The organism is Aurantimicrobium minutum (assembly GCF_029893825.1).
Classification (GTDB): Bacteria; Actinomycetota; Actinomycetes; order Actinomycetales; family Microbacteriaceae; genus Aurantimicrobium; species Aurantimicrobium minutum_C.
The window spans coordinates 1162010-1183994 of the sequence record NZ_JARXXV010000001.1 but is presented as its reverse complement, the minus strand read 5'-3'; the positions used below and the strand labels follow the sequence as shown (position 1 = coordinate 1183994).

The window sequence follows — 21985 nt, the reverse complement described above, 5'->3', positions numbered from 1 at the left end:
ATACAACCTGAACATCGAAGCCAGGACAACAAGTGTGGGTGGCTTGTTCTGTTCGGCCTAGTGCACCACCCTGCTAAGGCGGAGTCCTCGTAAGGGGATCGCGGGTTCAAATCCCGCCGTCTCCGCAAATAGTTCTTTCTTCTGCATCGGCAGATTGTCTTTCTGACATAGTCTCAACAGGTGAGTTCTTTCCCTTTTGATTCCCTCAGGCGCTGGCCTGATTTGGAGTCCCCCGAACTCGTGGCGGTCGACGCCGCTGATCGGTTACTGCTTCGTGAGCTCAGCGATGCGATCTCTTCTGATCCTTCTCTAACAGAGACGACCCTCACGGTCATCGGTGATACCCATGGCGCTCTCACGCTGGGAGCACTGGCAGAGTGTGGTTTCACCAATGTGAAGGTTCACCAAGATGCTCTCTCTGGTGAACGAGCTCTGCTCAATAACGCTGCCGAACTTGCTGCTGCGATTCCGACAGGAGCAACGTTTGAACACTTCGCACTCAGTGAGGAATTAGTTCAGGGCGCCCGTGTAGTTGTTCTTCGATTGCCTCGTGCTCTAGAACAGCTGGATCAGTGGGCAGCACTGATTGCCGCCTATGCCTCCTCTGATGTTCTCGTGTTGGCAGGCGGTCGAATCAAACACATGACGCTGAGTATGAACGAGGTTCTTGCCCGCTATTTCGACACTGTTGAAGCGAGCTTGGCGGAACAGAAGTCACGTGTGTTGCGCGTTCGAGGACCGAAGGAAGAGATCGCACGCAAGGCGCTAGGTAACTGGCCCAGGAGTGAACACCATGCCGATATTGATCTGACGGTGTGTGCTCAGGGTGGCGCATTTGCCGGCACCTCCATAGATATTGGAACCTATGACCTGCTGGCTGTTTTGGATCGAGTATCGGGTCAGCAGGGCATGCGCATCATTGACTTTGGGTGTGGAACGGGAGTTCTTGCTGCACAGATTGCGAAGTTGCGTCCCTCGGCGACGGTGATCGCCAGCGATCAGTCCGCCGCCGCTGTTGAATCTGCGAAGGCCACGATTGAGACAAATGCCTTGAGTGATCGGGTGAGCGTTGTCCGAGACGATGGGCTCTCTGCACAACCTGATGCTTCTGCAGATCTGATTCTGTTCAACCCACCTTTTCACTCTGGCGCTGCTGTTCACGCCGGAACAAGCTTGAGGCTCTTTGCCGAGGCAGGGCGTGTGCTCAAACCAGGCGGGGAGCTGTGGGTGGTGGCAAATAGACACCTCAGCTATAAGCCTGCATTGCGTAATTTGGTGGGGGAAACCAGGGAAGTCCGCAGGACGCCCAAGTTCACCGTGACCCGCTCAATCAAGGCCTAGTTCTCAGCTTTCTTTCAGCTAGGCCCCTAGAGATTATTGTGGGCCTGTCGTAAACTTGAGTCATCACCACTCAACTTTGTTGAGGGTGAAATCCACACAAGGAGAACGAAAGAACATGCAACAAGAGCCGCAAGAAGAAATCAAGAGCGCGCTCGAGCTTTACGGTGTCAACCTCACCGAAATTGCAAAGAGCGGCAAGCTCGATCCCGTTATCGGTCGCGATGCGGAAATCCGTCGAGTCAGCCAAGTGCTTACTCGACGCACCAAGAACAACCCCGTCCTGATCGGTGAACCAGGCGTGGGAAAGACAGCAGTCGTGGAAGGACTCGCCCAGCGCATCGTCGCCGGCGACGTTGCCGACAGCCTCAAGAACAAACAGCTTGTCTCCCTCGACATCTCTGCCCTGATTGCGGGTGCAAAGTATCGAGGTGAATTTGAAGAACGCCTCAAGGCCGTACTTAAAGAAATCAATGAGTCTGATGGTCAGATCATCACCTTTATTGATGAACTCCACACCCTGATGGGTGCTGGCGGTGGCGAAGGCTCCGTGGCAGCAGCCAACATGCTCAAGCCCATGCTTGCTCGTGGAGAGCTGCGCCTGATTGGTGCCACCACGCTGGATGAGTATCGCGAGTTCATTGAAAAGGATGCAGCACTCGAGCGTCGCTTCCAGCAGGTGTTTGTGGGAGAACCCAGTGTTGAAGACACCGTGGCAATCCTGCGTGGTTTGAAAGAACGCTACGAAGCACACCACAAGGTCGCTATCGCTGATAACGCCCTCGTGGCAGCGGCAGCACTCTCTAACCGTTACATCACAAGCCGCCAGCTTCCCGATAAGGCCATTGACTTGATCGATGAAGCAGCGAGTCGCCTGCGTATGGAAATCGACTCGGCTCCGGTCGAGATTGATGAACTTCGCCGCAGCGTGGACCGTCTCAAATTGGAAGAGCTTGCTCTGAAGAAAGAGAAGGATGACGCTTCGAAAGAACGCCTAGCGAAGCTGCGTGAAGACATGGCGGAGCGCCAAGCGCGACTTGATGATTTGGAGAAGCGCTGGGAGCTTGAGCGCAACGCCCTGAACCGTGTTGGTGAACTCAAGACCAAGCTGGATGCTGCCCGCATTCAGGCAGAGCGTGCACAACGTGAAGGTCAGCTCGAGCAAGCAAGTCGCTTGCTCTATGCAGAAATTCCAGAGCTCGAGCGTCAGCTTGCTGCGGCAGAATCTGCTGAGCAAACAGATACCGAACGCATGGTCAATGACCAGGTCACTAGTGACGACATTGCCTCAGTGATCGCTGCCTGGACAGGTATTCCGGTTGACCGCCTCACCAAGGGTGAGACGGAGAAGCTGCTCACTCTGGAAGCAGAGTTGGGCAAGCGCCTGATTGGTCAGAAGAAGGCAGTGCAAGCTGTCTCAGAATCTGTGCGCCGTTCACGTGCTGGAATATCTGATCCTGATCGACCAACCGGGTCGTTCCTCTTCCTCGGTCCCACCGGTGTGGGAAAGACGGAACTGGCAAAGGCATTGGCGGAGTATCTCTTCGACGATGAGAAGGCCATGATTCGTATCGACATGAGTGAGTATGGGGAGAAGTTCTCTGTCTCACGTCTGGTGGGTGCCCCTCCCGGATATGTCGGATATGAAGCTGGTGGTCAGCTCACCGAAGCAGTGCGTCGTCGCCCCTACTCTGTTGTTTTGCTCGATGAAGTCGAGAAGGCACACCCTGAGGTGTTCGATGTCTTGCTTCAGGTTCTCGACGATGGTCGTCTGACTGACGGTCAAGGTCGCACCGTGGACTTCCGCAACGTCATCTTGATCCTCACCTCGAATCTGGGTTCACAATTCCTCGTTGACCCCGAGCTGAGTTTGGACGAGAAGGAACGTGCCGTCAACGAAACTGTTCGCCAAGCATTCAAGCCTGAGTTCGTGAACCGTCTCGATGACATCGTGGTGTTCTCAGCACTGAGCCAGGAAGACCTGGGACAAATTGTTGAGCTCTACATCGACCGTCTGCAGAAGCGACTGGGAGAGCGCCGCCTTGAGCTGGCAGTAACCCCAGCTGCACGCACCTGGTTGGCAGAGCGTGGCTATGACCCCATTTATGGAGCACGTCCGCTGCGCCGCCTGATGCAGCACGAGATTGACGACCGTCTGGCTTCGGCACTACTCAGTGGCGCAGTTCGTGATGGTGATCTGGTTCGCGTTGATCTCCAAGGCGATCAGCTCACCGTCACAGCAGACAAGATCCACCCTGTTTTCGATGCTGGGGATGAAGATCCATTCATCGAAGCAGAACTTCTCGAAGACGAATAAAAAACTTTGAGAATCAGGGAATAAGAACACGGGTATCCGGTTATCACTAGCGGATGCCCGTGTTCTTGCACGCTTATTCCACGTTTTTACACAAACACACAAGGATAAAAATGTCTCGCACCGCACACACCAGCACCCCCATTAACCCAGTCTTGGCAGCTCGCTGGAGCCCACGCTCCTTCGACACCACCGCAACCCTTACTCCTGCAGATCTCACCCCTGCATTTGAAGCAGCACGTTGGTCGCCTTCGGCAAACAACAGCCAGCCTTGGCGCTACATTGTTGGTTTCCGCGGTGATGAGACCTTCAACAAGATCGTTCCCACCCTTGCTGGCTGGAACAGTGCATGGATGCCCAACGCTTCCGCCATCGTTGTTGCTATTGCTCAGACTGCTGGTGCTGATGGAACTCCTAACCACTACGCAATCTATGACCTCGGTCAGTCGGTAGCTCACTTCAGCATTCAGGCACAGACTGATGGACTCTACGTTCACCAGGTTGCTGGCACCGACGTTGAGGCACTCAAGGAAGCATTCAACCTTCCTGCGGGCTACGAAGCATTCGTTGCGATTGCTGTGGGCAAGCTTGCTCCAGCAGATGAACTTCCTGAGGCACTCGCAGAGCGCGAGAAGGCTCCACGTGTTCGTCACGAGCTGGCTGAGATTGTTCGCTACGGCGCTTTCGAAGACTAAATCTTCAAAACGGAACGCCCCCCGAGAAATCGGGGGGCGTTCTGCTTTGTTTCTTAGTTGTTGTGTCTTAGTTGTTGCTCAGGCCAGCGATAGCTGTGTTGATCTGGGTTGCCAGAGCCTTGGCATCTGAGCAGCCGATGGCTAACTTGTCCCACTTCTGACCCTGCAGGTCAATGACAACAACCTGTTCACCCCGGCGCCAGTTGGCGAAGATGCGGTTACCGTTCTTGCGGAAGTGGCCTTCTGCAATGAAACCGGGCATGCCGGTTCCGCCAGTGCGGAAACCCAGACCGTGACGAATGAAACTGGTGTCATCTGTTGCGTGAACAACAGCAGTCAGTGGCACTGAGATGTTGGAGGACAGTGAACCTACTCGTTCCCAGAAGGACATCTGGATGTCGAGGGTGGAACCAGTGAGAACAATGTGTGGCATTACTTGCCTGCCAGAACCTTCTTCACAGCTTCTGCAAAGTAGTCGATGTCATCCTCGGTGGTGTCCCATGCACACATCCAGCGAACTTCACCGGTGAGGGCATTCCAGTCGTAAAAGCGGAATTCCTTGCGCAGTTCATCAGCAATACCAGCGGGCAGGGTCACAAAGACACCGTTGGACTGTGTCTGCTGAGTGAAGGTGAGACCGGGGGTTCCTTCGAGAGCGGAACGCAAGCGCTGAGCCATCTGGTTGGCGTGGTTTGCCAGGTGGTGCCACAGGTCACCTTCCAGCAAAGCAATGAGCTGGGCTGAGGTGAAGCGCATCTTGGAGGCAAGCTGCATGTTCATCTTGCGTAAGTAAATCAAGCCATCCACGGCGTCAGGGTTGAGCACAACAACTGCTTCTGCACCCATCAGACCGTTCTTGGTGCCACCAAAGCTGAGCACATCAACACCGGCATCGCGGGTAAACGCACGGAAGGGAACTCCCAAGGACGCTGCGGCATTGGAAATGCGAGCACCGTCCATGTGGAGTTTCATGCCGAGAGAGTGAACGTGGTCTGCAATCGCCTTGACCTCTTCGGGGGTGTAAACCGTTCCCAGCTCAGTGGACTGAGTGATGGTGACTGCCAAAGGCTGGGCACGGTGTTCATCACCACGGCCATGGGCTTGCTGATCAATGAGCTCAGGGGTGAGCTTGCCATCAGGAGTTGCCACGGTGAGCAGCTTGATGCCACCGACTGCCTCGGGAGCAACAGATTCATCGTTGTTCACGTGTGCTGTTTCTGCACAGATCACACCACCCCAGCGAGGCAGCATGGACTGCAAGCTGAGTACGTTTGCTCCGGTTCCGTTGAACATAGGGAACACCTCAATACCCATACCAAAGTGAGTGGTCATCACTTGGTGCAGGTGCTCGGTGTAGACATCCTCGCCATAGGCGATCTGATGTCCACCGTTCACCGCAGAAAGTGCTTCCAGCACCCGTGGGTGCACGCCGGCATAGTTATCAGAGGCAAAGCCGCGCCAGGCGGCGTCATGTACTCGTTGCATGAAACTGAGCCTACGCCCGGATTCCCTTAGTTGACTCAATCACAGGTGCAATCTTGCGCTGAAGTGCTTCATAGAACATCGACAGAGGGAACTCATCATCCAGAAGCTGGTCGGTGAGTTCACCGGGTTCTCCTGCAACAGGAAGGAAGTCAGCACCCTTTGCCCACTTTGAAGCGGGGTGTGGGGTGAGGGTTGCAGCAACCAGTTCGTAGGCAGCAAGCCAGTGTGCAATCTTGGGACGGTCGATGGAGCGCCAGTAGAGTTCGTCGATTGCGTCTCCGAGTTCAACCACAACATCGGGCAGTGCTGCCCAATCAATGGAAAGCTTGTTGTTGGTCCAGTGCAGCACACCGCGCTGGTGCATCCACGCAAACATGAGCTGTCCGGCAACCGCGTCGTAGTTGCGCTTGCGAGTACCGGTCATGGCGAAGCGGAAGATGCGGTCGAATACAACTGCATACTGAACCAGACGTGCGTGGTGACGGGTTTCTGGGTCAGCCGATCCGCCACGCTCAATCTTCACGCACTCGCGGAACGCGGTGAGGTCACAACGCAGCTCTTCCAGGCCGTAGAGGAAGAAGGGCATGCGCTGCTTGATCATGAAGGGGTCGAAGGGCAGATCGCCACTCATGTGGGTGCGATCGTGAATGAGATCCCACATGATGAAGGTTTCTTCAGAGAGCTTCTGGTTGGTGAGCAACTCGGCAGCATCTGCAGGAAGTTCTAGTCCAGTGATCTCAGCGGCTGCCTTGGTCACCACGGCGAAGCGGGCAGCTTCGCGATCCTGGAAAATAGCGCCCCAGGTGAAGGCAGGAACTTCACGCATGGCAACGGTCTCAGGGAACAGCACTGCTGAGTTGGTGTCGTATCCAGGCGTGAAATCGATAAAGCGCAGTGGAACAAACAACTTGTTACCGTAATCGCCAGCTTCAAGCTCGGCAATGAAGTCCGGCCACATGACTTCAACCAGTACGGCCTCAATGAAGCGGTTGGTGCTTCCGTTCTGGGTATACATCGGGAAGACAACGAGGTGGCGAACACCGTTGACACGGTTTGCCGCAGGAGCGAACTCCAAGATGGAGGCGAGGAAGTCTGGCTCGACAAAGCCACCTTCAACCCAGCGACCCAGGTCCGCAATGACTGCTTCGAGGTAGGAAGCATCGTGAGGGAAAGCGGGGAGGAGTTCGTGAATCGACTCAATGATCACAGCAACATGCTCGCGAGCAGCAGCGTGGTTGCTGGTCTCGGGAATAGAGCCATCCTTGATCTGCATTGCCTGAAGAGCAACGGCCGCATTCTTGAGTGCAACCCATGCAGGAGTGGTTTCAGTAATGTCTGCAGCAGCAGTGAGGTCAAGTAGTTGTGTCATACCTCTACGGTACGCCTGAATGCGCGCACGTTTCAGCGAAATCTTGCGTGAAAAGCGCAAGTTTTGTCAAGAAAACGCATCAAAATAGCAATCTCACGCAATAAATCGCCACGAGTAGAGTAAAGCTATGACTTTCACTGTTACGGGCAGCAGATTCCTCATCACCGGTGCAGCAATGGGCATGGGCCGCCTCTATGCCGAACGTGCAGTTGCCGAAGGCGCAGAAACCATCATTCTGTGGGACATCAATAAAGAAGCCTTGACCGAAACCACTAAAGCTCTGCGCGTTCACGCTGATGACAGCCAAGAGATCGTGCCCATGCTGGTCGACATTGCCCAGCGCACAGCAATAGAGAAGGCCGCCGCCAAAGTGATCGCCGATCACGGAGGCGTCGACGTCATCATTAACAACGCTGGCGTTGTGCGGGGCACCTACTTCTGGGAACACGAGAATGAGCGCGACACCGAGTTCATCATGAAGATCAACTCACTAGCTCCGATGTATATCACCCACGAATTCTTGCGCGGCATGATTGACGGCAAGCGTCCCTCACGCATTGTGAACATTGCATCCGCTGCAGGAACCCTGTCTAACCCCAAGATGAGTGTCTATGCCTCCAGCAAGTGGGCATTGATTGGCTGGAGTGATTCGGTTCGACTAGAGCTGATCCAGCAGGGTTACACCAACATCAAGGTCACCACAGTGTGCCCAAGCTATATCTCCACGGGAATGTTTGAGGGCGTCAAGGGACCGTTGATGACCCCCATCATGAAACCTGAGTATGTGGTGGACCGGGTGTGGAGCGCAATGCGCTCAGGCAAAGCAATGCTGATGCTGCCCTGGACCGTTCACCTTTCTAAGGTGCTCAAAGGTATCTTGCCTCAGGGCTGGTTCGATGCCATCGCCGGCAACGTCTTTGGTGTTTACAACACCATGGATAAGTTCACTGGGCGGAAGTAGCTAGGGGAGAACACCTCACCCTTCAGCGAAGTGTCAGCTGTGCCTCGGTAGTCTGGAAGTGTAGGCAATTCCAGGGAGAACGCATGGCTAACTGGCGCATGTGGCGCAAGAACAGTGCCCCTGTTGAACCCACCCCAGAAATCCTAGAGAGCATCGCCTCCTCTGCTGACGATGGTTTGGCCATGGCCCGACTTGGTGCTGTGATGGCCATCAAGAACAAGATATTGGTGCAGGCCATTACTCAACCTGACGCCTTTGACCCCAGCATCTATTTAGAACCCGCCAAAGAAGTCATCACTACCTTGGCAGTAGAAAACCTCGAGACCGCTGCAGCTGTATCCGCAGATCTCACCCGTGCTCGCCGCCTTCGCGGTGAGGCAATGTTCAAGGATGACTATCGCCGCGGAGACGTCAACAACCTCACCATTCGCTTGGGCTCGTTGGAAGAAGTCGCCCGCAGACTTAAGGAAAACCTCACCAATGAACAGTGGCTTCGTGCACTCATCACCGAAGCACACTCTCTCGCCTGGGCTGAGCTCTCACGTGAAATGGAACGCACACTTGACCGTAAAGAAGCTATCGAGTTCGGCGGAGAAAACTACGAAGAAGAGCGCAGCGACCGGCTGCGCCAATTCATCAACTTGGATCTAGCTCAGCTGATTGAAGACCAGACGCCTGAGTATTAGGAGGTCTTGCTGGCAGCGACAATAAACGTGATGGCCACACCCAGCATGAATGCCCCATAGGTTCCACCCAACCCAATCAGGGCGAAGTTCACGGCGTCTTTCTTTTGCACCAAGGCCCGGATGGTGAACACCAAACCCAACAGGGTCGAAATAGCTGGACCTGCAACAGCAATATAGAAACCAATGCTGAACACCGTCATGTTGCAGGTGTTCGCGCTGCAGCTATCGCTGACCATGGCAAGAAAGAGAGCAGGTATAAAAAGCACCAGTGTGCTGAGCACGGACACAACCAGCAACACAATGCTGAGGGTGGTGGACTTCTTCGTTGCAGTCATCATTCCTACCAAATCATGGGGCGGTCATCGTCATTGCCGTCGCGCACTAAGTCAACCACGACGGGGACGTGGTCACTAGGGCCATCTCCCTTTCGCTCGTCACGGGCAATCACTGCGCTGTCGACAAGCTCAGCAAATGCGGGCGAACCCAAGATGAAGTCAATGCGCATACCTTCATTGCGAGGGAAGCGCAGCTGCTTGTAGTCCCAGTAGGTATAGCCCTCGGGGATAAGGGGTCGCACAACATCGGTTAGGCCCACAGCTTCAAAGGCAAAGAAGGCTTCACGCTCTGGGGGAGAGACGTGGGTGCTGCCAGCGAACTCACTGATGTCCCAGACATCGTGGTCGTAAGGAACAACGTTCCAGTCGCCTAAGAGAGCAAGTGGCATATCCGGAGAATCTGCCAACCAGCCTGCGGTGTCCCGGGCAAGACCTCGAAGCCATTCGAGTTTGTAGGCGTAGTGCGGGTGGTCGAGTTCACGACCGTTGGGAACATACAAGCTCCACAACCGAACACCATCAACGGTGGCGGCAATCGCACGCGCTTCCAGCGGAGCGTTGCCTTCATCGTCAAGTTCACCAAAACCTGGTTGCGAGGGGAAAGTAATCTGAACATCTTCTAGGGGAAGACGTGAGGCGATAGCGACACCATTCCACTGGTTGAGGCCATGAAGAACAACCTCATATCCGGCGGCAGTGAACTGGTCATAAGGGAACTGGCTATCCCGACACTTGATCTCCTGCATGCACAGCACATCAATGTCTTCACGAACGATGTAGTCCACCACGCGCTCCACACGAGCACGAATAGAGTTCACGTTCCAGGTGGCAATGCGCATGCTTCTAAGGTAGTCGCTGGTGAACTCAGGACCCGAATTCACCGATATTCTTCTCTAACAGGTGGGGGCCTGTCTCTTGTTTTTCTTCTGACCAGACCGGACACTGTAGATATGCAGCGCACTGCTTCCACCCACATCGTTCTCCACGCCAAAGCACCAGCCCGGCTGTTGCTTTCTGTCGCCGTGGCAGACAAGAACAATGTCCAGGAGCAGCTCATCGTTCGCCAAGACGAAGTAGAAGTTCCGGTTCGTGAATTAGCAGACCACCATGGTGGTCGTATTCACATTGCCGAGGTGAACTCAGGCCGTGTGAGCGTTGCCTATGACGCCACCATCACAGGAACCACTCCACCGCCTCCTGTGACCGAGTCTGACCTGATTCTGTATTCACGCCAGAGTCGCTATTGCGAATCTGATCAGCTGGGAAATGTGGCCCGTGCTGAGTTTGCAGGACTGGCTGGGGTTGAACTGGTGAACTCTGTTCGTGACTGGGTGAACCAGCAACTGAACTACATCCCCGGAACAAGCCGCTCCTCCGATGGAGCGCTTCACACCCTCATCTCTCGCAATGGGGTGTGTCGAGACTTTGCTCACTTGAACATCGCTCTGCTGCGTGCACTGGATGTTCCCGCCAGACTGGTCTCCACTTATGCACCAGGCGTGACCCCCGCAGACTTCCACGCTGTTACCGAAGCATTCATCGATGGTTCCTGGCACGTATTTGACCCAACGGGACGTGCTCCACGCCACACACTCATGCGCATTGCGACCGGTCGCGATGCTGCAGACACCGCTTGGCTCACCGTTATTGGCGGCCAAGTGAACTTTGGTTCACTGGCAGTCAACGCTGAGGCAGATGACATGGTCGAAGATGACCATGCAACCTTAATCAACCTCCCCGCGTAGGGATTGAGCTTCAATCGAATTTTTAGCTAGGCGCGAGCCCTGCTATGCTTTCAAAGTTGTTTACAACACTGCGCCCGTAGCTCAACGGATAGAGCATCTGACTACGGATCAGAAGGTTAGGGGTTCGAATCCCTTCGGGCGCACAAATCAAGACCCACTCTGGTGGGTCTTTTTTGTTGCCTGCGATCATCAGAGTTTAGGTAGTGTGAGGCTGTGCTGACAGCCGGAGTAGATCTTGCCGCGGAACCCAAGGGGACTGCGCTTGCAGTTGTGGAGTGGAGTTCTTCACGAGCTGTAGTTGTCGATCTCCAACTGGGTCTTACCGATGAGCCCATTGTTAATCTTGCTTCTCAAGTAGACAAGCTCGGTATCGATTGCGCATTGGGGTGGCCTGAACAATTTGTGAATTTCATGGTTCAGCAAGCTGACGGTAACTTCTCACAGCATGACTTTGATGGTGGAATGACGTGGCGCAGGAGCTTGGCATATCGCGAGACGGACCGTCATGTTCGAGAAGTAACAGGTCGCTGGCCATTGAGTGTCTCCACTGATCGTTTGGGGCTTACGGCAATGAGATGCGCAGGGTTACTTTCTCGCCTTTCAGAGGCAGGAGTACCACTCAATCGTGTGGGCACTGAACGAATCGCAGAGGTATATCCAGGAGCATCTTTGCGGTTGTGGGGTTTTCACACCTCTGGTTACCGCACGTCCGAAGACATACGAAAAGGCCTCATTTGTGAACTGAAAGCAGAAGTGGCGTGGTTCAACCCGGGAGATTTTGAAGACCTCATGGTTTCGTCGTGTGATGCTTTTGACGCGGTTATTGCTGCTTTTGCTGCACGTGCTGTTACTCGGGGGCAGGCCCTAACCCCACGCGAGGATCAACTGTCACGCGCGAGGACAGAAGGTTGGATTTGTTTGCCTCAGGGAACACTGAACTCCCTCATCGATTAGGGCAACGGGCCTCGACGTGCAATGACGTCTGCAAAAAGAGCATGTAATAAAGGCACTGCTGAAATTACAAACATCCAAGTGGCCAGAGTGGTGTTGGTGTCGATAGTGATCAGGCCACTGATGAAGAACACCCCAAAAAGTACAGCGGAGACCACTCTTCTCACGGCGCGTGCAACTGAAGATGTTCGCTTCTCAAGTTCTGGGTTTCGCAGCGAGAGCTGACCGAGTTCTGCCCTGGTGATGAGAGAGTCCACTCGTTTGGGCAATCGAGCAAGAAGGCTCAGAGAAGTGAGCCCGTCTCTGAGGAACGCCTCGATGACGTTACCGCCCTCTGCCTTGATGAGCTTGGCAGAGTAGGGTTCGATGGCGTTCCAAATGTTGAATTGTGGATTCACCGAGCTACACACTCCTGAGGTCAACGAGATCGCTCTGATAACCAGGAGGAAGTTCTCAGGGAATTGAAACGGTAAGGCTCTGACGATGTCGGAAAACTCATTCACGAATGACTTGAACTCGCGAGGGTCAATAGTTTGAAGCTCGACAAAGCTGATGCCCCCGAAACGGTCAAAGACTTTGGTGAGTGCTCGCTCTAGTTCAACGGTGTCAGCGCTGGGCATCAGGACACCAATCTCGCGCATTCCATCGACCATTCCAGCACCATCGCGTGATGCGGCAGCAATCACGGTGGTGCGCAGTGCCTTGCCTAAGCTTGAGGGAACCTCGCCCATCATGCCGAAGTCGATGAAAGTCATGCGCCAGGTTTGGCCAAACTCATCCTCTTCGTCGAGGGGCTGGATAAAGATATTTCCCGGGTGAGGGTCAGCATGGAAGAAGCCGTGGATGAACACCTGATCAAACATGATTGCTGCGAATTCATCAGCAACCTGAGCAGGATCAATCCCTGCAGCTCGGAGAGAACTTAGGTCTGTGATCTTGATGTTTGTAACATCTTCTTGGACTAGTACGCGACGAGTGGATCTCTCCCAGACAACCCCAGGAACACGAACGCGAGGATTGTCGGCAAAGTTCTCAGCAAATCGCTCAGCATTTGCAGCCTCGTTGAGGTAGTCGATCTCTTCGAGGCAGGTGGCAGCGAATTCGTCCATCAGTGCCGGTGCATCTGCACGACGATTGACCAGTCGAATTCGGCTGAGCCAGCCTGCCACTCGACGAAGTGCGCTGAGGTCAACCTCGACAATGCCGTCAATGCCCGGGCGTTGAATTTTCAGAACTACGTTGGAGAATCCCAACTCTGCAGCTTCGTCGTCAGATAAGACTGCACGGTGAACCTGACCCAGTGATGCAGCTGCCAGTGGAGTGGATTCAACAGAAGTAAATACCTGCTCTAGGGGTAGCCCTAGTTCGTTCTCCGCCATGGCACGGATAAGCGCGAAGTCCACGGCAGGGACTTCGTCCTGGAGACCTTCAAGTTCTTTGGTTATTTCCGCGGGGAGGATGTCCAGGCGCGTTGACATGAACTGGCCAAGCTTAATCAGAAGACCACTGAGATCTAGAGCTAGCTTTTGAAAGCTGCGTGCAATGCGTTGAAGTCGTCTCGTTCGGGTCTTGTTCGCAATAGAGTTCAGACCAAATCGAGGTAGTACGAGTTCAAACCACCACAGGGAAGCGAGGTGAAGAGCGGCAAAGCGCAAAATTCTGCGATAGCGCGCGCGAGCTTCGCGAGCACTTAATGGCTCGCTGGCTATACCTGTCTCGGGGTTACCCACCCCTTAATTGTGCGACACAATGGCAGAAAGTTTTTTCGCTGCCTCATCGAGCAACTGTGCCGCCTTCTCCATCTGTTCGGGAGAGCCAGTGCGCGCAACTTCAGCGGCGGCCTTCGCAATCTTCATGCCAGAGATGGCAAGTGTTCCACGAGGACCGGTGGGGCGATCAAAACCTGTTTCCCAAGGAGCAGGTTTCTCTGCTTCTGCGGCGGCAACTTCAACACCGCCGGAGGTGAGGGAGTATGTTCTGCGCCCCTTGTTTTCCTTGGACTCGAGGAGACCTTCATCGACGAGCATTTGGAGCGTGGGATAAACGGAACCAGGGCTTGGCTTCCATGCCCCACCACTGCGGGATTCAATCTCGTGAATGATTTGGTAGCCGTGCATGGGTGACTCGCTCAGTAAGCGAATGACAGCCATGCGAACATCACCTTTGCGCATGCGCATGTCGACATTGCGCTTGAATTGCCCCCCCAATTCTTCAAGAGTGTTGAGGGCAGATCCTAGTGACCAGTCAGTAGAGGAATTCTTCATGGGGGCTCCTTTATGGTGGGACCGTGGCGAAAGCAACGTGTTAACGATATATCGCTTCACGGGAGACCGGAAGAGCTTTCGCTCTCTGCGAATCGGTTGCTTGGGTTATGGTGAAGCCATGCATCGTATCGCCCAGACAAAGAACGGCTTTGCCCCCAAGGTCTGTGAGCGTTGTGGTCTGCCCTTTGAGTGGCGTAAGAAGTGGGCACGTGATTGGGAGAACGTGAAGTACTGCTCCGAGAAATGCAAGAAGGGCTAGGCAGTACTTCCTAGTGCTGTGCTAGTACTGCTCCCACAACGTGCTGATGGGAACGGGTCGTTTCAACACGTTCTCGGCAGCTCGGTGTCCTGACATCAGTGCAGCGGTAACCGTTGCAGGGTCATCTCGCCAGGTGGCTTCACCGGCGATGTGGAGGACCCCACCAACCGGGGTTGCGAGATGGTCGTGTTCTGACGTTTCTGCACCAACGGTGAGGAAGGAATATGCTCCCAGGGCAAGCGGGTCTTCTTTCCAATTGGTGCGATGAATCGTGTGCGGAGCGGGGACAGCTTCTCCATAGATCTGACGAAGTGCAGTGGTGACGAGTTCAGCAACCGCCTCATCGGAGAGGTGACGAGTCTCAATTGCGCAGGGCCCTGCCGCAAATGTCAGCAATGCTGGTGTTCCATGCAGGCTGGTGAGGTCATACCAAGAGTGCCACCAATCACCGGCAGGTCCTTGGCGACGGAAAGCGTAGATGTCCTCATCCCAGAACTTCTGGTCATAACGGAGAATGATTTTCTCAAAATCATTCATCCGGAAACTACTCAGAGCCTTCTCAACCGTTTCGGGCAACGGAGGTTCAATAATGAAGCCCTCTGACTGGAGCACTCCCACCGGAACGGTGATGATGACCTGATCGGCCGAGAAGCTTCCTCGGTCAGTCTCAATCGAGACACCGCTACTGTTCCAGGTGACGCGAGTAACGGTGTGCTCGAGACGAATATCAAGGCCGCGGGCAAGACCGTGAGCTAGTTGGTCATAGCCTTGCGGGAAGACAACCTCGTCACCATCCACTTCTTCGTTGTCGAGGCCGTGCGCATCGATCTGGGTGAAGTGTGCACCGTCTTGTTCTTCGGTGCGGTGCTGCATGTATTCACGTACACGGGCGCAACGATCCTCGTTCCATCGTGTTTTCTTCAGAGCTATCTCAACTGCGTCGGCATAGGAACTGCCGGTAGGAATTGTGGAGATGACCGCCACGAGAATCTCATCGAAGGTGTGGATGTCCTGGGTGAAGGCATGAGCTAGCTCAGGCGTGAGCTGATCGCCCTCGGGGCTGAAATAGAGAATGGGGCGACTATCTGGTTGGAAGCTGCCCACCGTGAACTCGACCATGGGCATTCCCAGGTAGGAGCACATCTTTTCAACGGGGCTGTCATCTATGCCGTGGATCCAGGATGCACCTAGGTCGGTGACATAGCCATCTCGGTGTTCGGAATGCAGACGGCCACCGATGCGATTGCGTGCTTCGAGCACAATGACCTGGGTGCGTTGTTGGTTGAGCAGACGCGCTGCAGTAAGTCCGGCGACTCCTGCACCAATAACGATGGTGGTGTGTTCTTTACTCATAGCAATCGTTAAATGTCAGGAACCAAAACAGGGGTGTCCTTGTTCAGGCTCTCTCCACGGAAGAACTGCTTGGAGCCAGGTCGTAACCACCAGGCACCCATCAAGACAAAGCCGATCAAAATGGCGCCCACACCGATCACGAACGAACCACCCACACCCAGGAGCACGGTGTAGCCATAGTCAACGTTGAACATGTCCAGCGCTGACTGAATGAATGCATAGGTCAGAAGAAGACCACCCAAGAAGGGGAAGATCCCTCGCATCCACAGATTACGTGCACTCTCTCGCAACGTCTTCCGGAAGTACCACATCGCTGAGAAGCTCGTGATGGCGTAGTAGAACGCAATCGCGAGACCCATTGAGGACAATGAGTCCGCCAACATATCTGTGGAGAGGAAGGACATCACGACGTAGTAGACAATCGCGGCAACACCCATCACCACGGTGGAGAACCATGGGGTCTTGTAGCGGGGGTGAATCTGAGCAAACTTGGCAGGTAGTGCTTTATAGACAGCCATCGACAGTGTTCCTCGAGCAGTGGGCAGGATGGTTGTCTGCGTTGAGGAAGCGGCAGAGATCATGACGGCCAGGATCAGAAGCCAACCCCACTGTCCAAAGAACACGTCTCGAAGTACTGAGAACACATCATCTAAGTTGTCAGGGTTTGCCAGACCAAAGCCTGCTTCTCCAAAGCCGGAGAACATCATCACACCAATGGTGACGCCAACATAGACCACGATGAGAATCACAATGGTGAGCAATGCTGCTCGACCAGGGGTCTTCTTCGGATTGCGGGTCTCTTCATTCAGTGCCAGACAGGTGTCCCAACCCCAGTAGATAAAGAGGGCGAGAAGTACGGCCTGCATAAAGCCCGACCACGAGTCCAATTGAGTTGCATCAAACCACGACCATGAGAATTGAACGGAGTCAGGGTTGGATCCGCCGGCGGCATTAATGAATGCGAGAACACCAAAAGCGACCAAGAGGCCAATTTGGAAGATCATGAGAACGGTTTGCATGCGCTCGCCGATCTGGAGTCCGAGAACACTGATTGCCGTCATCAGAGCAATGAAGGCAACGGCAGTCCAAATCACAATGGCGGGGTCTTCAGCAAAACCGACATTGCCTACCAGGTACCAAAAATAGATGGCTGTGACTTCGCTGACGTTTGCCAACACCATCACGCTGGCAACGGCGAGAGCCCAGCCGCCAATCCAGCCAGTAATGGGGCCGAAAGCTTTTGTGCCCCAGACGAAGGTCGTGCCACAGTCAGGCATGGAGCGGTTGAGTTCTTGATATGCGAAGGCAGCAAAAATCATCGGGATGGCAGCGATGATGAAAACGAGGGGCGCCTGTGCACCGACGGCAAGAACGACGTATCCCAGGGTCGCTGCGAGAGAGTAAAGCGGTGCAGTCGAGGCGAGTCCAATGACGGTGGAACCGAAAACACCCAGAGTGTTTGCTTGGAGCCCTTTGCCTTGTGAGGGGCTTTGGATTGTTGCGCTCATGGGTAATCCTCTCCAACGCTGCAGCTAAGGTCATGCTACTTGAGCTCATCCTGCTCTCATAGACTGAACTAACCGTCTAATCAGGAGAACTCATGGGCAACGTACTCATCAGCCAAGAAAAGATTTCGACCTCTATTGCTGGAGCTGACGCTTACAAAATTCGATACGCGTCCTACGATCTGCATGGCAAGCCAACGCAGTCAACTGGATTGGTGATTGCTCCTGCTGGCGAAGGCACAGATCGCAAGATCATGAGTTGGGCGCATGGCACAACGGGCATGGGTGACGCATCCTGCCCCTCTGCGCAGGAAGATCCTGCACGAGAGTTGACCCTGTATTTCGCTTCGGGGTCAACTACCCCAATTGATTATGGTGTTCCGGGTCTGCAGAAGTTCATCGATGAAGGCTATGTCGTGGTGGCAACGGATTATCAAGGAATCGGGACTGAAGGCATTCACCAATACACGGTTAACCGCACTAACGCTCTTGACGCAATACGTATCGTTCACGCCGCACGAGAGATGAAAGTTGGCGCGGGTAACAAAGTTGGATTGATTGGATGGTCTCAAGGCGGTGGCACTGTTGCAGCTGCTGCTGAACTGGAAGCAGCAGATTACGGTGACCTTGAACTGATTGGTTCAGTCGCCATGTCGCCAGGTGTTCCCTCCATTGCTTTGAAGTTGCCTGGTTTGGGCAGCGCACTGGGCAGTGGTACTCCGGTGCCTCCAGATGGACATTTGTTCATGATCTTGGCGGCGATGACGGCAGCATTCCCCGACAAACTCTCTCTCGATGATGTGTTCTCTCCGCTGGGCAAGAAACTGTTTGAGGAGAATTGGAACACAGCTTCTGTCCACCACTTCAGCGATATCTTGACCCGCAATTACAACCTCAGTGGCCCCGTAATTCAGGTCAACACCGCCAAGCTTCCTGTGTGGATGGGCGCGTTTGAGAAAGCATCCGCAGCTCAGAAGAAGCCAGTGTGCCCTGTGTTGGTTCTCATTGATGGTCAAGACCCTAACGGTCCGTGCCCACTGCCTTGGCAGCTTGGCTACATTGACGCCATTAAGGCACTCGGGGGAGACATCAGCTCTTCGACCTACCCTAATGACGACCACTTCTCGTTGCCCCAGGCCTCGGTTGATGAGGCTCGTACCTGGCTGAACTCCAAGTTCTAACACTCTTCACTGATTACGGGCGGGTTACTGAATAACTAAATCGGTAACCCGCTCGTAACTCTTTGATGGCAGAATCGGTCTATGGAGACCCTGTTCGACGGTTATAGCAACACGCGTGAAACTCCGCGTGTGCGCAAGGGTGCTGCTGCGTGGGACGAGATGTTCCCCAAGACAGACAAGCCCGGTAATCCTCGTGCCCCCTACAAGGAGCTCTATAACGCTCTTGCGCAGATGTCGCAGGAAGAACTTCGTGGTCGCACCGAAGCGCTAGCGAGCTCCTATCTTGCTCAGGGCGTGACCTTCGACTTTGCGGGGGAAGAACGTCCATTCCCGCTCGATGCTGTTCCCCGTGTCATCGAAGCAGATGACTGGAACAACGTTGAGCGCGGTGTGCAGCAGCGCGTCAAGGTTCTCGAAATGTTCTTGGCAGATGTCTATGGTCCACAGAATGCGGTGCGAGATGGAGTTATCCCCGCCAAGCTGATCAGTACCTCGAGTCACTACCACCGCCAGGCTGCCGGTATCCGTTCCGCAAATGGTGTTCGTATTCACGTGGCAGGCATTGACCTGATTCGCGACCAGCAAGGTGACTGGCGAGTACTCGAGGACAACGTGCGTGTTCCCTCAGGTGTGAGCTACGTCATCTCTAACCGTCGCGTGATGGCACAGACACTTCCTGAGCTCTTTGTGGAGATGAGTGTTCGCCCGGTCGGTGACTACCCCTACAAACTTCTCCAGGCGCTTCAAGCTTCAGCACCTGATGGTGTGGACGAGCCCACCATCGTGGTGCTTACTCCCGGTGTCTATAACTCGGCATACTTCGAACACACCCTGCTTGCTCGTTTGATGGGTGTGGAGCTGGTGGAAGGACGTGACCTGTTCTGCTCGAACGGTCGTGTCTGGATGCGCACCACTGCCGGTCCCAAGCGTGTGGATGTGATCTATCGTCGCGTGGATGACGAATACATTGACCCACTGCAGTTCCGTCCGGATTCAATCCTTGGTTCTCCTGGCATGCTACTTGCTGCTCGTCTGGGTCACGTCACTATTGCCAATGCTGTGGGTAATGGTGTTGCCGATGACAAGCTCGTCTACACCTACGTGCCCGAGTTGACCAAGTATTACCTCGGCGAAGAACCAATCCTTCCCAACGTGGACACCTGGCGTCTGGAAGAGCCAGCAGCTCTCGAAGAAGTTCTAGACCGCCTCGATGAACTCGTGGTCAAACCTGTAGATGGTTCGGGCGGTAAGGGCCTTGTCGTGGGGCCAGACGCATCGAAGGATGAACTCGATGCACTGCGTGAACGTCTTATTGCTGATCCTCGCGGCTGGATTGCTCAACCTGTAGTTCAGTTCTCCACCATCCCCACACTCGTTGAGGATGGCATGCGACCTCGCCATGCAGACTTGCGACCTTTTGCCGTCAACAGCGGTGACGATGTCTTTGTACTTCCAGGTGGTCTCACTCGTGTTGCTCTTCCTGAGGGGGAGCTTGTGGTGAACTCGAGCCAGGGTGGTGGCTCGAAGGACACATGGGTTGTCGGGCCTATCGACGAACGACCCGGCAAGGGTAAGCGCGAACACGTCAGTGTTTCGGACCTCGTGGCCGGCCAGGCCACTCTCGAATCGGATGAACTTGATTCCACCTCTCAGACCTCTCACGAGTCGAAGGCATCATTGCCTTCGGTCTTGCCGCAAGATCATGACGCTACCAAGCGCCACCAACAGCAGGAACAACAACAGCAGTCAACCGAGGAAGGGGTGAACTAATGCTTTCTCGAATTGCAGAATCCCTGTTCTGGATCGGTCGCTATGTTGAGCGCTCTGATGGAACTGCGCGCATCTTGGACGTTCACCTGCAGCTGTTGCTGGAAGACCCCTGGATTGATGAAGACACTGCCTGCCGCTCACTGCTTTCGGTAATGGGTACTGATCTTCCTCCAGGCAGGCTCGTCACCCGTGAAGACGTGATCAACGATCTAGCGGTGGATCGTCAGCACCCTGGTTCTATTGCCTTTGCTATTGCGTCAGCACGAGAGAATGCTCGTCGTGCTCGCGAGATTGTTTCCACTGAATTGTGGGAGTGCCTCAACAGCACCAACGCCCGCATTCCTAAAAAGGTTGCTGCGGATAAGACACACGAGTTCTTCCGCTACGTCCGGGAACGTGCTGCGCTGGCTATCGGCATTGTGGACTCTGCCACAAGCCACGATGAAGCGTGGCAGTTCTTCACACTTGGTCGCGCCATTGAGCGTGCAGATATGACCGCCCGTCTGTTAGCGACGAGGTCGCTGACTGACGCCAGCGGTCCGTCGTGGACCACGATTCTGCGCAGTTGTGGCGCCTATGAGGCCTACCTTCGCACCTACCGCGGAGTTCCTTCGACTCGGAACGCGGCAGAGTTCTTGCTCACAGACCGCCTGTTCCCTCGCTCGATTCTCTACTCGGTCACTAAGGCCGAGGAATGCTTGCGCGAGATTGATCCACGCGAAGGTCGCGCCGGTGTTGTGGACCAGGCGCTGCGTTTACTCGGTGGTATTCGTAGTGAACTTGAGTTCCGCCCGATCATTGAACTCATGGATGACCTTCCTGCCCACATGGAAGAAGTCCAGGCCGTCACCAGTGCTGCCAGCGATCAGATTCGTTTGAAGTATTTCCCCACCAGCGCCGTTCCGGTGTGGATTGGAGAAAACTCATGAGTCGTCTCCGCATAGTCCACCGCACGGGGTTCAAATATGAACTTCCGGCAACTGCTTCCTATAACGAAGCACGCATGTTGCCTGTGAGTAACAACGAGCAGTTTGTTCTGCAGGCAAACCTTCAGATTCACCCCACCGCTGCCCAGCACGGCTATGTCGACTACTGGGGAACTCAGGTGAGCACCTTTGAAGTCCTCACTCCTCACACTGAACTGTCGGTGACCGCAACCAGTGTTGTTGAAGTCCGCCCTGCTTTGCGTGAAGTTCCCGACATCAGCTGGGAGGAGCTGGAAGCAGCACGCACCAGCTCCACGAAGTTTGTTGAGTTCACTGAGCAAACCAGACTCACCTCACCACCTGAGGGGCTTGTTGCACTCGCCCAGGAGATTGCTGCTCAACACAAGAACCCAGCAGAAACCGCGCAGGCCATCGCTGCTGCCATCTATGACAACATCGAATACACCAAGGGCGTGACCGGAGTTCAGACCACGGCAACCCATGCGTGGGAGAACAAAAAGGGAGTCTGCCAGGACATCGCTCACGTCACACTCGGTGCTTTGCGTGCTGTGGGAATCCCTGCCCGTTATGTCTCCGGTTATCTTCAGTCGAAGCCTGATGCGGAGATTGGCGAGACCATCGTGGGCGAATCACACGCCTGGGTTGAGTGGTTCACCGGTGACTGGTTTGGCTATGACCCCACCAACATGCTCAACATTGGTGAGCGCCACGTGCTGATTGCCCGTGGTCGCGACTACAAGGATGTATCCCCACTGCGCGGTGTCTATGCAGGCGCGAGTGCATCAGGTGTTTTCGTCAAGGTTGAGATCACCAAAGAGGCCTAGATC

General features: G+C 54.6%; 21 protein-coding genes and 1 tRNA gene. 13 read left to right on the top strand and 9 right to left on the bottom strand.

Annotated elements, in window-relative coordinates; all coding sequences use genetic code 11:
- Positions 1-180: 180 nt before the first annotated feature.
- The 3 genes from M2120_RS05715 (at position 181) to M2120_RS05705 (ending at position 4347) form a co-directional block, all read left to right on the top strand.
- A complete protein-coding gene (locus M2120_RS05715; protein ID WP_280797752.1) occupies positions 181-1341 on the top strand; it encodes a class I SAM-dependent methyltransferase in 1161 nt (386 codons plus the stop codon).
- A 115-nt stretch (positions 1342-1456) separates the two neighbouring features.
- The gene (locus tag M2120_RS05710; protein WP_280797751.1) at positions 1457-3655 is read left to right on the top strand and encodes an ATP-dependent Clp protease ATP-binding subunit; all 2199 of its coding nucleotides are present in this window, start codon (positions 1457-1459) and stop codon (positions 3653-3655) included.
- A 110-nt stretch (positions 3656-3765) separates the two neighbouring features.
- A complete protein-coding gene (locus tag M2120_RS05705) occupies positions 3766-4347 on the top strand; it encodes a nitroreductase family protein (RefSeq protein WP_280797750.1) in 582 nt (193 codons plus the stop codon).
- Positions 4348-4414: 67 nt separating this feature from the next.
- On the opposite strand, the gene M2120_RS05700 is transcribed toward M2120_RS05705, so the two are convergent.
- From M2120_RS05700 to M2120_RS05690, 3 genes are read right to left on the bottom strand one after another with little or no spacing between them, the layout of a single operon-like run.
- Entirely contained in the window at positions 4415-4780 is a 366-nt protein-coding gene (locus M2120_RS05700; RefSeq protein WP_280797749.1) for a hypothetical protein, read from the bottom strand.
- Positions 4780-5832, bottom strand: coding sequence for a threonine aldolase family protein (locus tag M2120_RS05695; protein ID WP_280797748.1), 1053 nt, complete (start codon positions 5830-5832; stop codon positions 4780-4782). Before M2120_RS05695 ends, M2120_RS05700 begins: the two co-directional genes overlap by 1 nt.
- Positions 5833-5842: 10 nt before the next feature.
- Positions 5843-7201 (bottom strand): DUF6421 family protein, encoded by a 1359-nt coding sequence (locus M2120_RS05690; protein WP_280797747.1) that lies wholly within the window; start codon positions 7199-7201, stop codon positions 5843-5845.
- Positions 7202-7328: 127 nt separating this feature from the next.
- On the opposite strand from M2120_RS05690, the gene M2120_RS05685 reads away from it, so the two are divergent.
- Together M2120_RS05685 and M2120_RS05680 are read left to right on the top strand one after the other, a co-directional pair.
- Entirely contained in the window at positions 7329-8162 is an 834-nt protein-coding gene (locus M2120_RS05685) for an SDR family NAD(P)-dependent oxidoreductase (RefSeq protein ID WP_280797746.1), read from the top strand.
- Positions 8163-8245: 83 nt separating this feature from the next.
- Positions 8246-8848, top strand: coding sequence for a hypothetical protein (locus M2120_RS05680; protein WP_280797745.1), 603 nt, complete (start codon positions 8246-8248; stop codon positions 8846-8848).
- On the opposite strand, the gene M2120_RS05675 is transcribed toward M2120_RS05680, so the two are convergent.
- Together M2120_RS05675 and M2120_RS05670 are read right to left on the bottom strand one after the other, a co-directional pair.
- Positions 8845-9183 carry a hypothetical protein gene (locus tag M2120_RS05675; protein WP_280797744.1) on the bottom strand — a complete coding sequence of 113 codons (339 nt, stop codon included), beginning with the start codon at positions 9181-9183 and terminating at the stop codon, positions 8845-8847. The genes M2120_RS05680 and M2120_RS05675 overlap by 4 nt on opposite strands.
- 5 nt (positions 9184-9188) lie before the next feature.
- Positions 9189-10022: an exodeoxyribonuclease III gene (locus M2120_RS05670; protein WP_280797743.1), complete on the bottom strand. Its 834-nt coding sequence runs from the start codon at positions 10020-10022 to the stop codon at positions 9189-9191.
- Between the two features lie 111 nt (positions 10023-10133).
- Between M2120_RS05670 and M2120_RS05665 the strand changes: the two genes are divergently transcribed.
- The 3 genes from M2120_RS05665 (at position 10134) to M2120_RS05655 (ending at position 11882) form a co-directional block, all read left to right on the top strand.
- Positions 10134-10928 carry a transglutaminase-like domain-containing protein gene (locus M2120_RS05665; RefSeq protein ID WP_280797742.1) on the top strand — a complete coding sequence of 265 codons (795 nt, stop codon included), beginning with the start codon at positions 10134-10136 and terminating at the stop codon, positions 10926-10928.
- 70 nt (positions 10929-10998) lie between these two features.
- Positions 10999-11071 (top strand) — tRNA-Arg (locus M2120_RS05660).
- A gap of 70 nt (positions 11072-11141) precedes the next feature.
- Positions 11142-11882 carry a DUF429 domain-containing protein gene (locus M2120_RS05655; RefSeq protein ID WP_280797741.1) on the top strand — a complete coding sequence of 247 codons (741 nt, stop codon included), beginning with the start codon at positions 11142-11144 and terminating at the stop codon, positions 11880-11882.
- On the opposite strand, the gene M2120_RS05650 is transcribed toward M2120_RS05655, so the two are convergent.
- Both M2120_RS05650 and M2120_RS05645 read right to left on the bottom strand, forming a co-directional pair.
- Positions 11879-13609, bottom strand: coding sequence for an ABC1 kinase family protein (locus M2120_RS05650; protein WP_280797740.1), 1731 nt, complete (start codon positions 13607-13609; stop codon positions 11879-11881). The genes M2120_RS05655 and M2120_RS05650 overlap by 4 nt on opposite strands.
- 3 nt (positions 13610-13612) lie before the next feature.
- Positions 13613-14143 (bottom strand): PadR family transcriptional regulator, encoded by a 531-nt coding sequence (locus tag M2120_RS05645; protein ID WP_280797739.1) that lies wholly within the window; start codon positions 14141-14143, stop codon positions 13613-13615.
- On the opposite strand from M2120_RS05645, the gene M2120_RS05640 reads away from it, so the two are divergent.
- Positions 14142-14402, top strand: coding sequence for a DUF2256 domain-containing protein (locus M2120_RS05640; protein WP_280797738.1), 261 nt, complete (start codon positions 14142-14144; stop codon positions 14400-14402). The two genes, M2120_RS05645 and M2120_RS05640, sit on opposite strands and share 2 nt — an antisense overlap.
- A 21-nt stretch (positions 14403-14423) precedes the next feature.
- Here M2120_RS05640 and M2120_RS05635 read toward each other — a convergent pair whose 3' ends face one another.
- A complete protein-coding gene (locus tag M2120_RS05635) occupies positions 14424-15755 on the bottom strand; it encodes a flavin monoamine oxidase family protein (protein ID WP_280797737.1) in 1332 nt (443 codons plus the stop codon).
- An 8-nt stretch (positions 15756-15763) separates the two neighbouring features.
- The gene (locus tag M2120_RS05630; RefSeq protein ID WP_280797736.1) at positions 15764-17263 is read right to left on the bottom strand and encodes an APC family permease; all 1500 of its coding nucleotides are present in this window, start codon (positions 17261-17263) and stop codon (positions 15764-15766) included.
- A 92-nt stretch (positions 17264-17355) separates the two neighbouring features.
- Here M2120_RS05630 and M2120_RS05625 point away from each other — a divergent pair, with 92 nt between their 5' ends.
- From M2120_RS05625 to M2120_RS05610, 4 genes are all read left to right on the top strand, one after another.
- Positions 17356-18441: an alpha/beta hydrolase family protein gene (locus M2120_RS05625; RefSeq protein ID WP_280797735.1), complete on the top strand. Its 1086-nt coding sequence runs from the start codon at positions 17356-17358 to the stop codon at positions 18439-18441.
- Positions 18442-18522: 81 nt separating this feature from the next.
- Positions 18523-20211, top strand: coding sequence for a circularly permuted type 2 ATP-grasp protein (locus M2120_RS05620; protein ID WP_280797734.1), 1689 nt, complete (start codon positions 18523-18525; stop codon positions 20209-20211).
- Positions 20211-21140: an alpha-E domain-containing protein gene (locus M2120_RS05615; protein ID WP_280797733.1), complete on the top strand. Its 930-nt coding sequence runs from the start codon at positions 20211-20213 to the stop codon at positions 21138-21140. The genes M2120_RS05620 and M2120_RS05615 overlap by 1 nt, the downstream gene beginning before the upstream one ends.
- A complete protein-coding gene (locus tag M2120_RS05610) occupies positions 21137-21982 on the top strand; it encodes a transglutaminase family protein (protein WP_280797732.1) in 846 nt (281 codons plus the stop codon). Before M2120_RS05615 ends, M2120_RS05610 begins: the two co-directional genes overlap by 4 nt.
- Positions 21983-21985: the final 3 nt, after the last annotated feature.

Coding starts and splice junctions, on each gene's coding strand:
- M2120_RS05630 (WP_280797736.1), bottom strand. CDS start 17,263: ATGAGCGCAACAATCCAAAGCCCCTCACAAGGCAAAGGGCTCCAAGCA.
- M2120_RS05615 (WP_280797733.1), top strand. CDS start 20,211: ATGCTTTCTCGAATTGCAGAATCCCTGTTCTGGATCGGTCGCTATGTT.
- M2120_RS05665 (WP_280797742.1), top strand. CDS start 10,134: ATGCAGCGCACTGCTTCCACCCACATCGTTCTCCACGCCAAAGCACCA.
- M2120_RS05695 (WP_280797748.1), bottom strand. CDS start 5,832: ATGCAACGAGTACATGACGCCGCCTGGCGCGGCTTTGCCTCTGATAAC.
- M2120_RS05680 (WP_280797745.1), top strand. CDS start 8,246: ATGGCTAACTGGCGCATGTGGCGCAAGAACAGTGCCCCTGTTGAACCC.
- M2120_RS05645 (WP_280797739.1), bottom strand. CDS start 14,143: ATGAAGAATTCCTCTACTGACTGGTCACTAGGATCTGCCCTCAACACT.
- M2120_RS05640 (WP_280797738.1), top strand. CDS start 14,142: ATGGGGGCTCCTTTATGGTGGGACCGTGGCGAAAGCAACGTGTTAACG.
- M2120_RS05685 (WP_280797746.1), top strand. CDS start 7,329: ATGACTTTCACTGTTACGGGCAGCAGATTCCTCATCACCGGTGCAGCA.
- M2120_RS05690 (WP_280797747.1), bottom strand. CDS start 7,201: ATGACACAACTACTTGACCTCACTGCTGCTGCAGACATTACTGAAACC.
- M2120_RS05635 (WP_280797737.1), bottom strand. CDS start 15,755: ATGAGTAAAGAACACACCACCATCGTTATTGGTGCAGGAGTCGCCGGA.
- M2120_RS05610 (WP_280797732.1), top strand. CDS start 21,137: ATGAGTCGTCTCCGCATAGTCCACCGCACGGGGTTCAAATATGAACTT.
- M2120_RS05705 (WP_280797750.1), top strand. CDS start 3,766: ATGTCTCGCACCGCACACACCAGCACCCCCATTAACCCAGTCTTGGCA.
- M2120_RS05700 (WP_280797749.1), bottom strand. CDS start 4,780: ATGCCACACATTGTTCTCACTGGTTCCACCCTCGACATCCAGATGTCC.
- M2120_RS05710 (WP_280797751.1), top strand. CDS start 1,457: ATGCAACAAGAGCCGCAAGAAGAAATCAAGAGCGCGCTCGAGCTTTAC.
- M2120_RS05670 (WP_280797743.1), bottom strand. CDS start 10,022: ATGCGCATTGCCACCTGGAACGTGAACTCTATTCGTGCTCGTGTGGAG.
- M2120_RS05620 (WP_280797734.1), top strand. CDS start 18,523: ATGGAGACCCTGTTCGACGGTTATAGCAACACGCGTGAAACTCCGCGT.
- M2120_RS05625 (WP_280797735.1), top strand. CDS start 17,356: ATGGGCAACGTACTCATCAGCCAAGAAAAGATTTCGACCTCTATTGCT.
- M2120_RS05675 (WP_280797744.1), bottom strand. CDS start 9,183: ATGACTGCAACGAAGAAGTCCACCACCCTCAGCATTGTGTTGCTGGTT.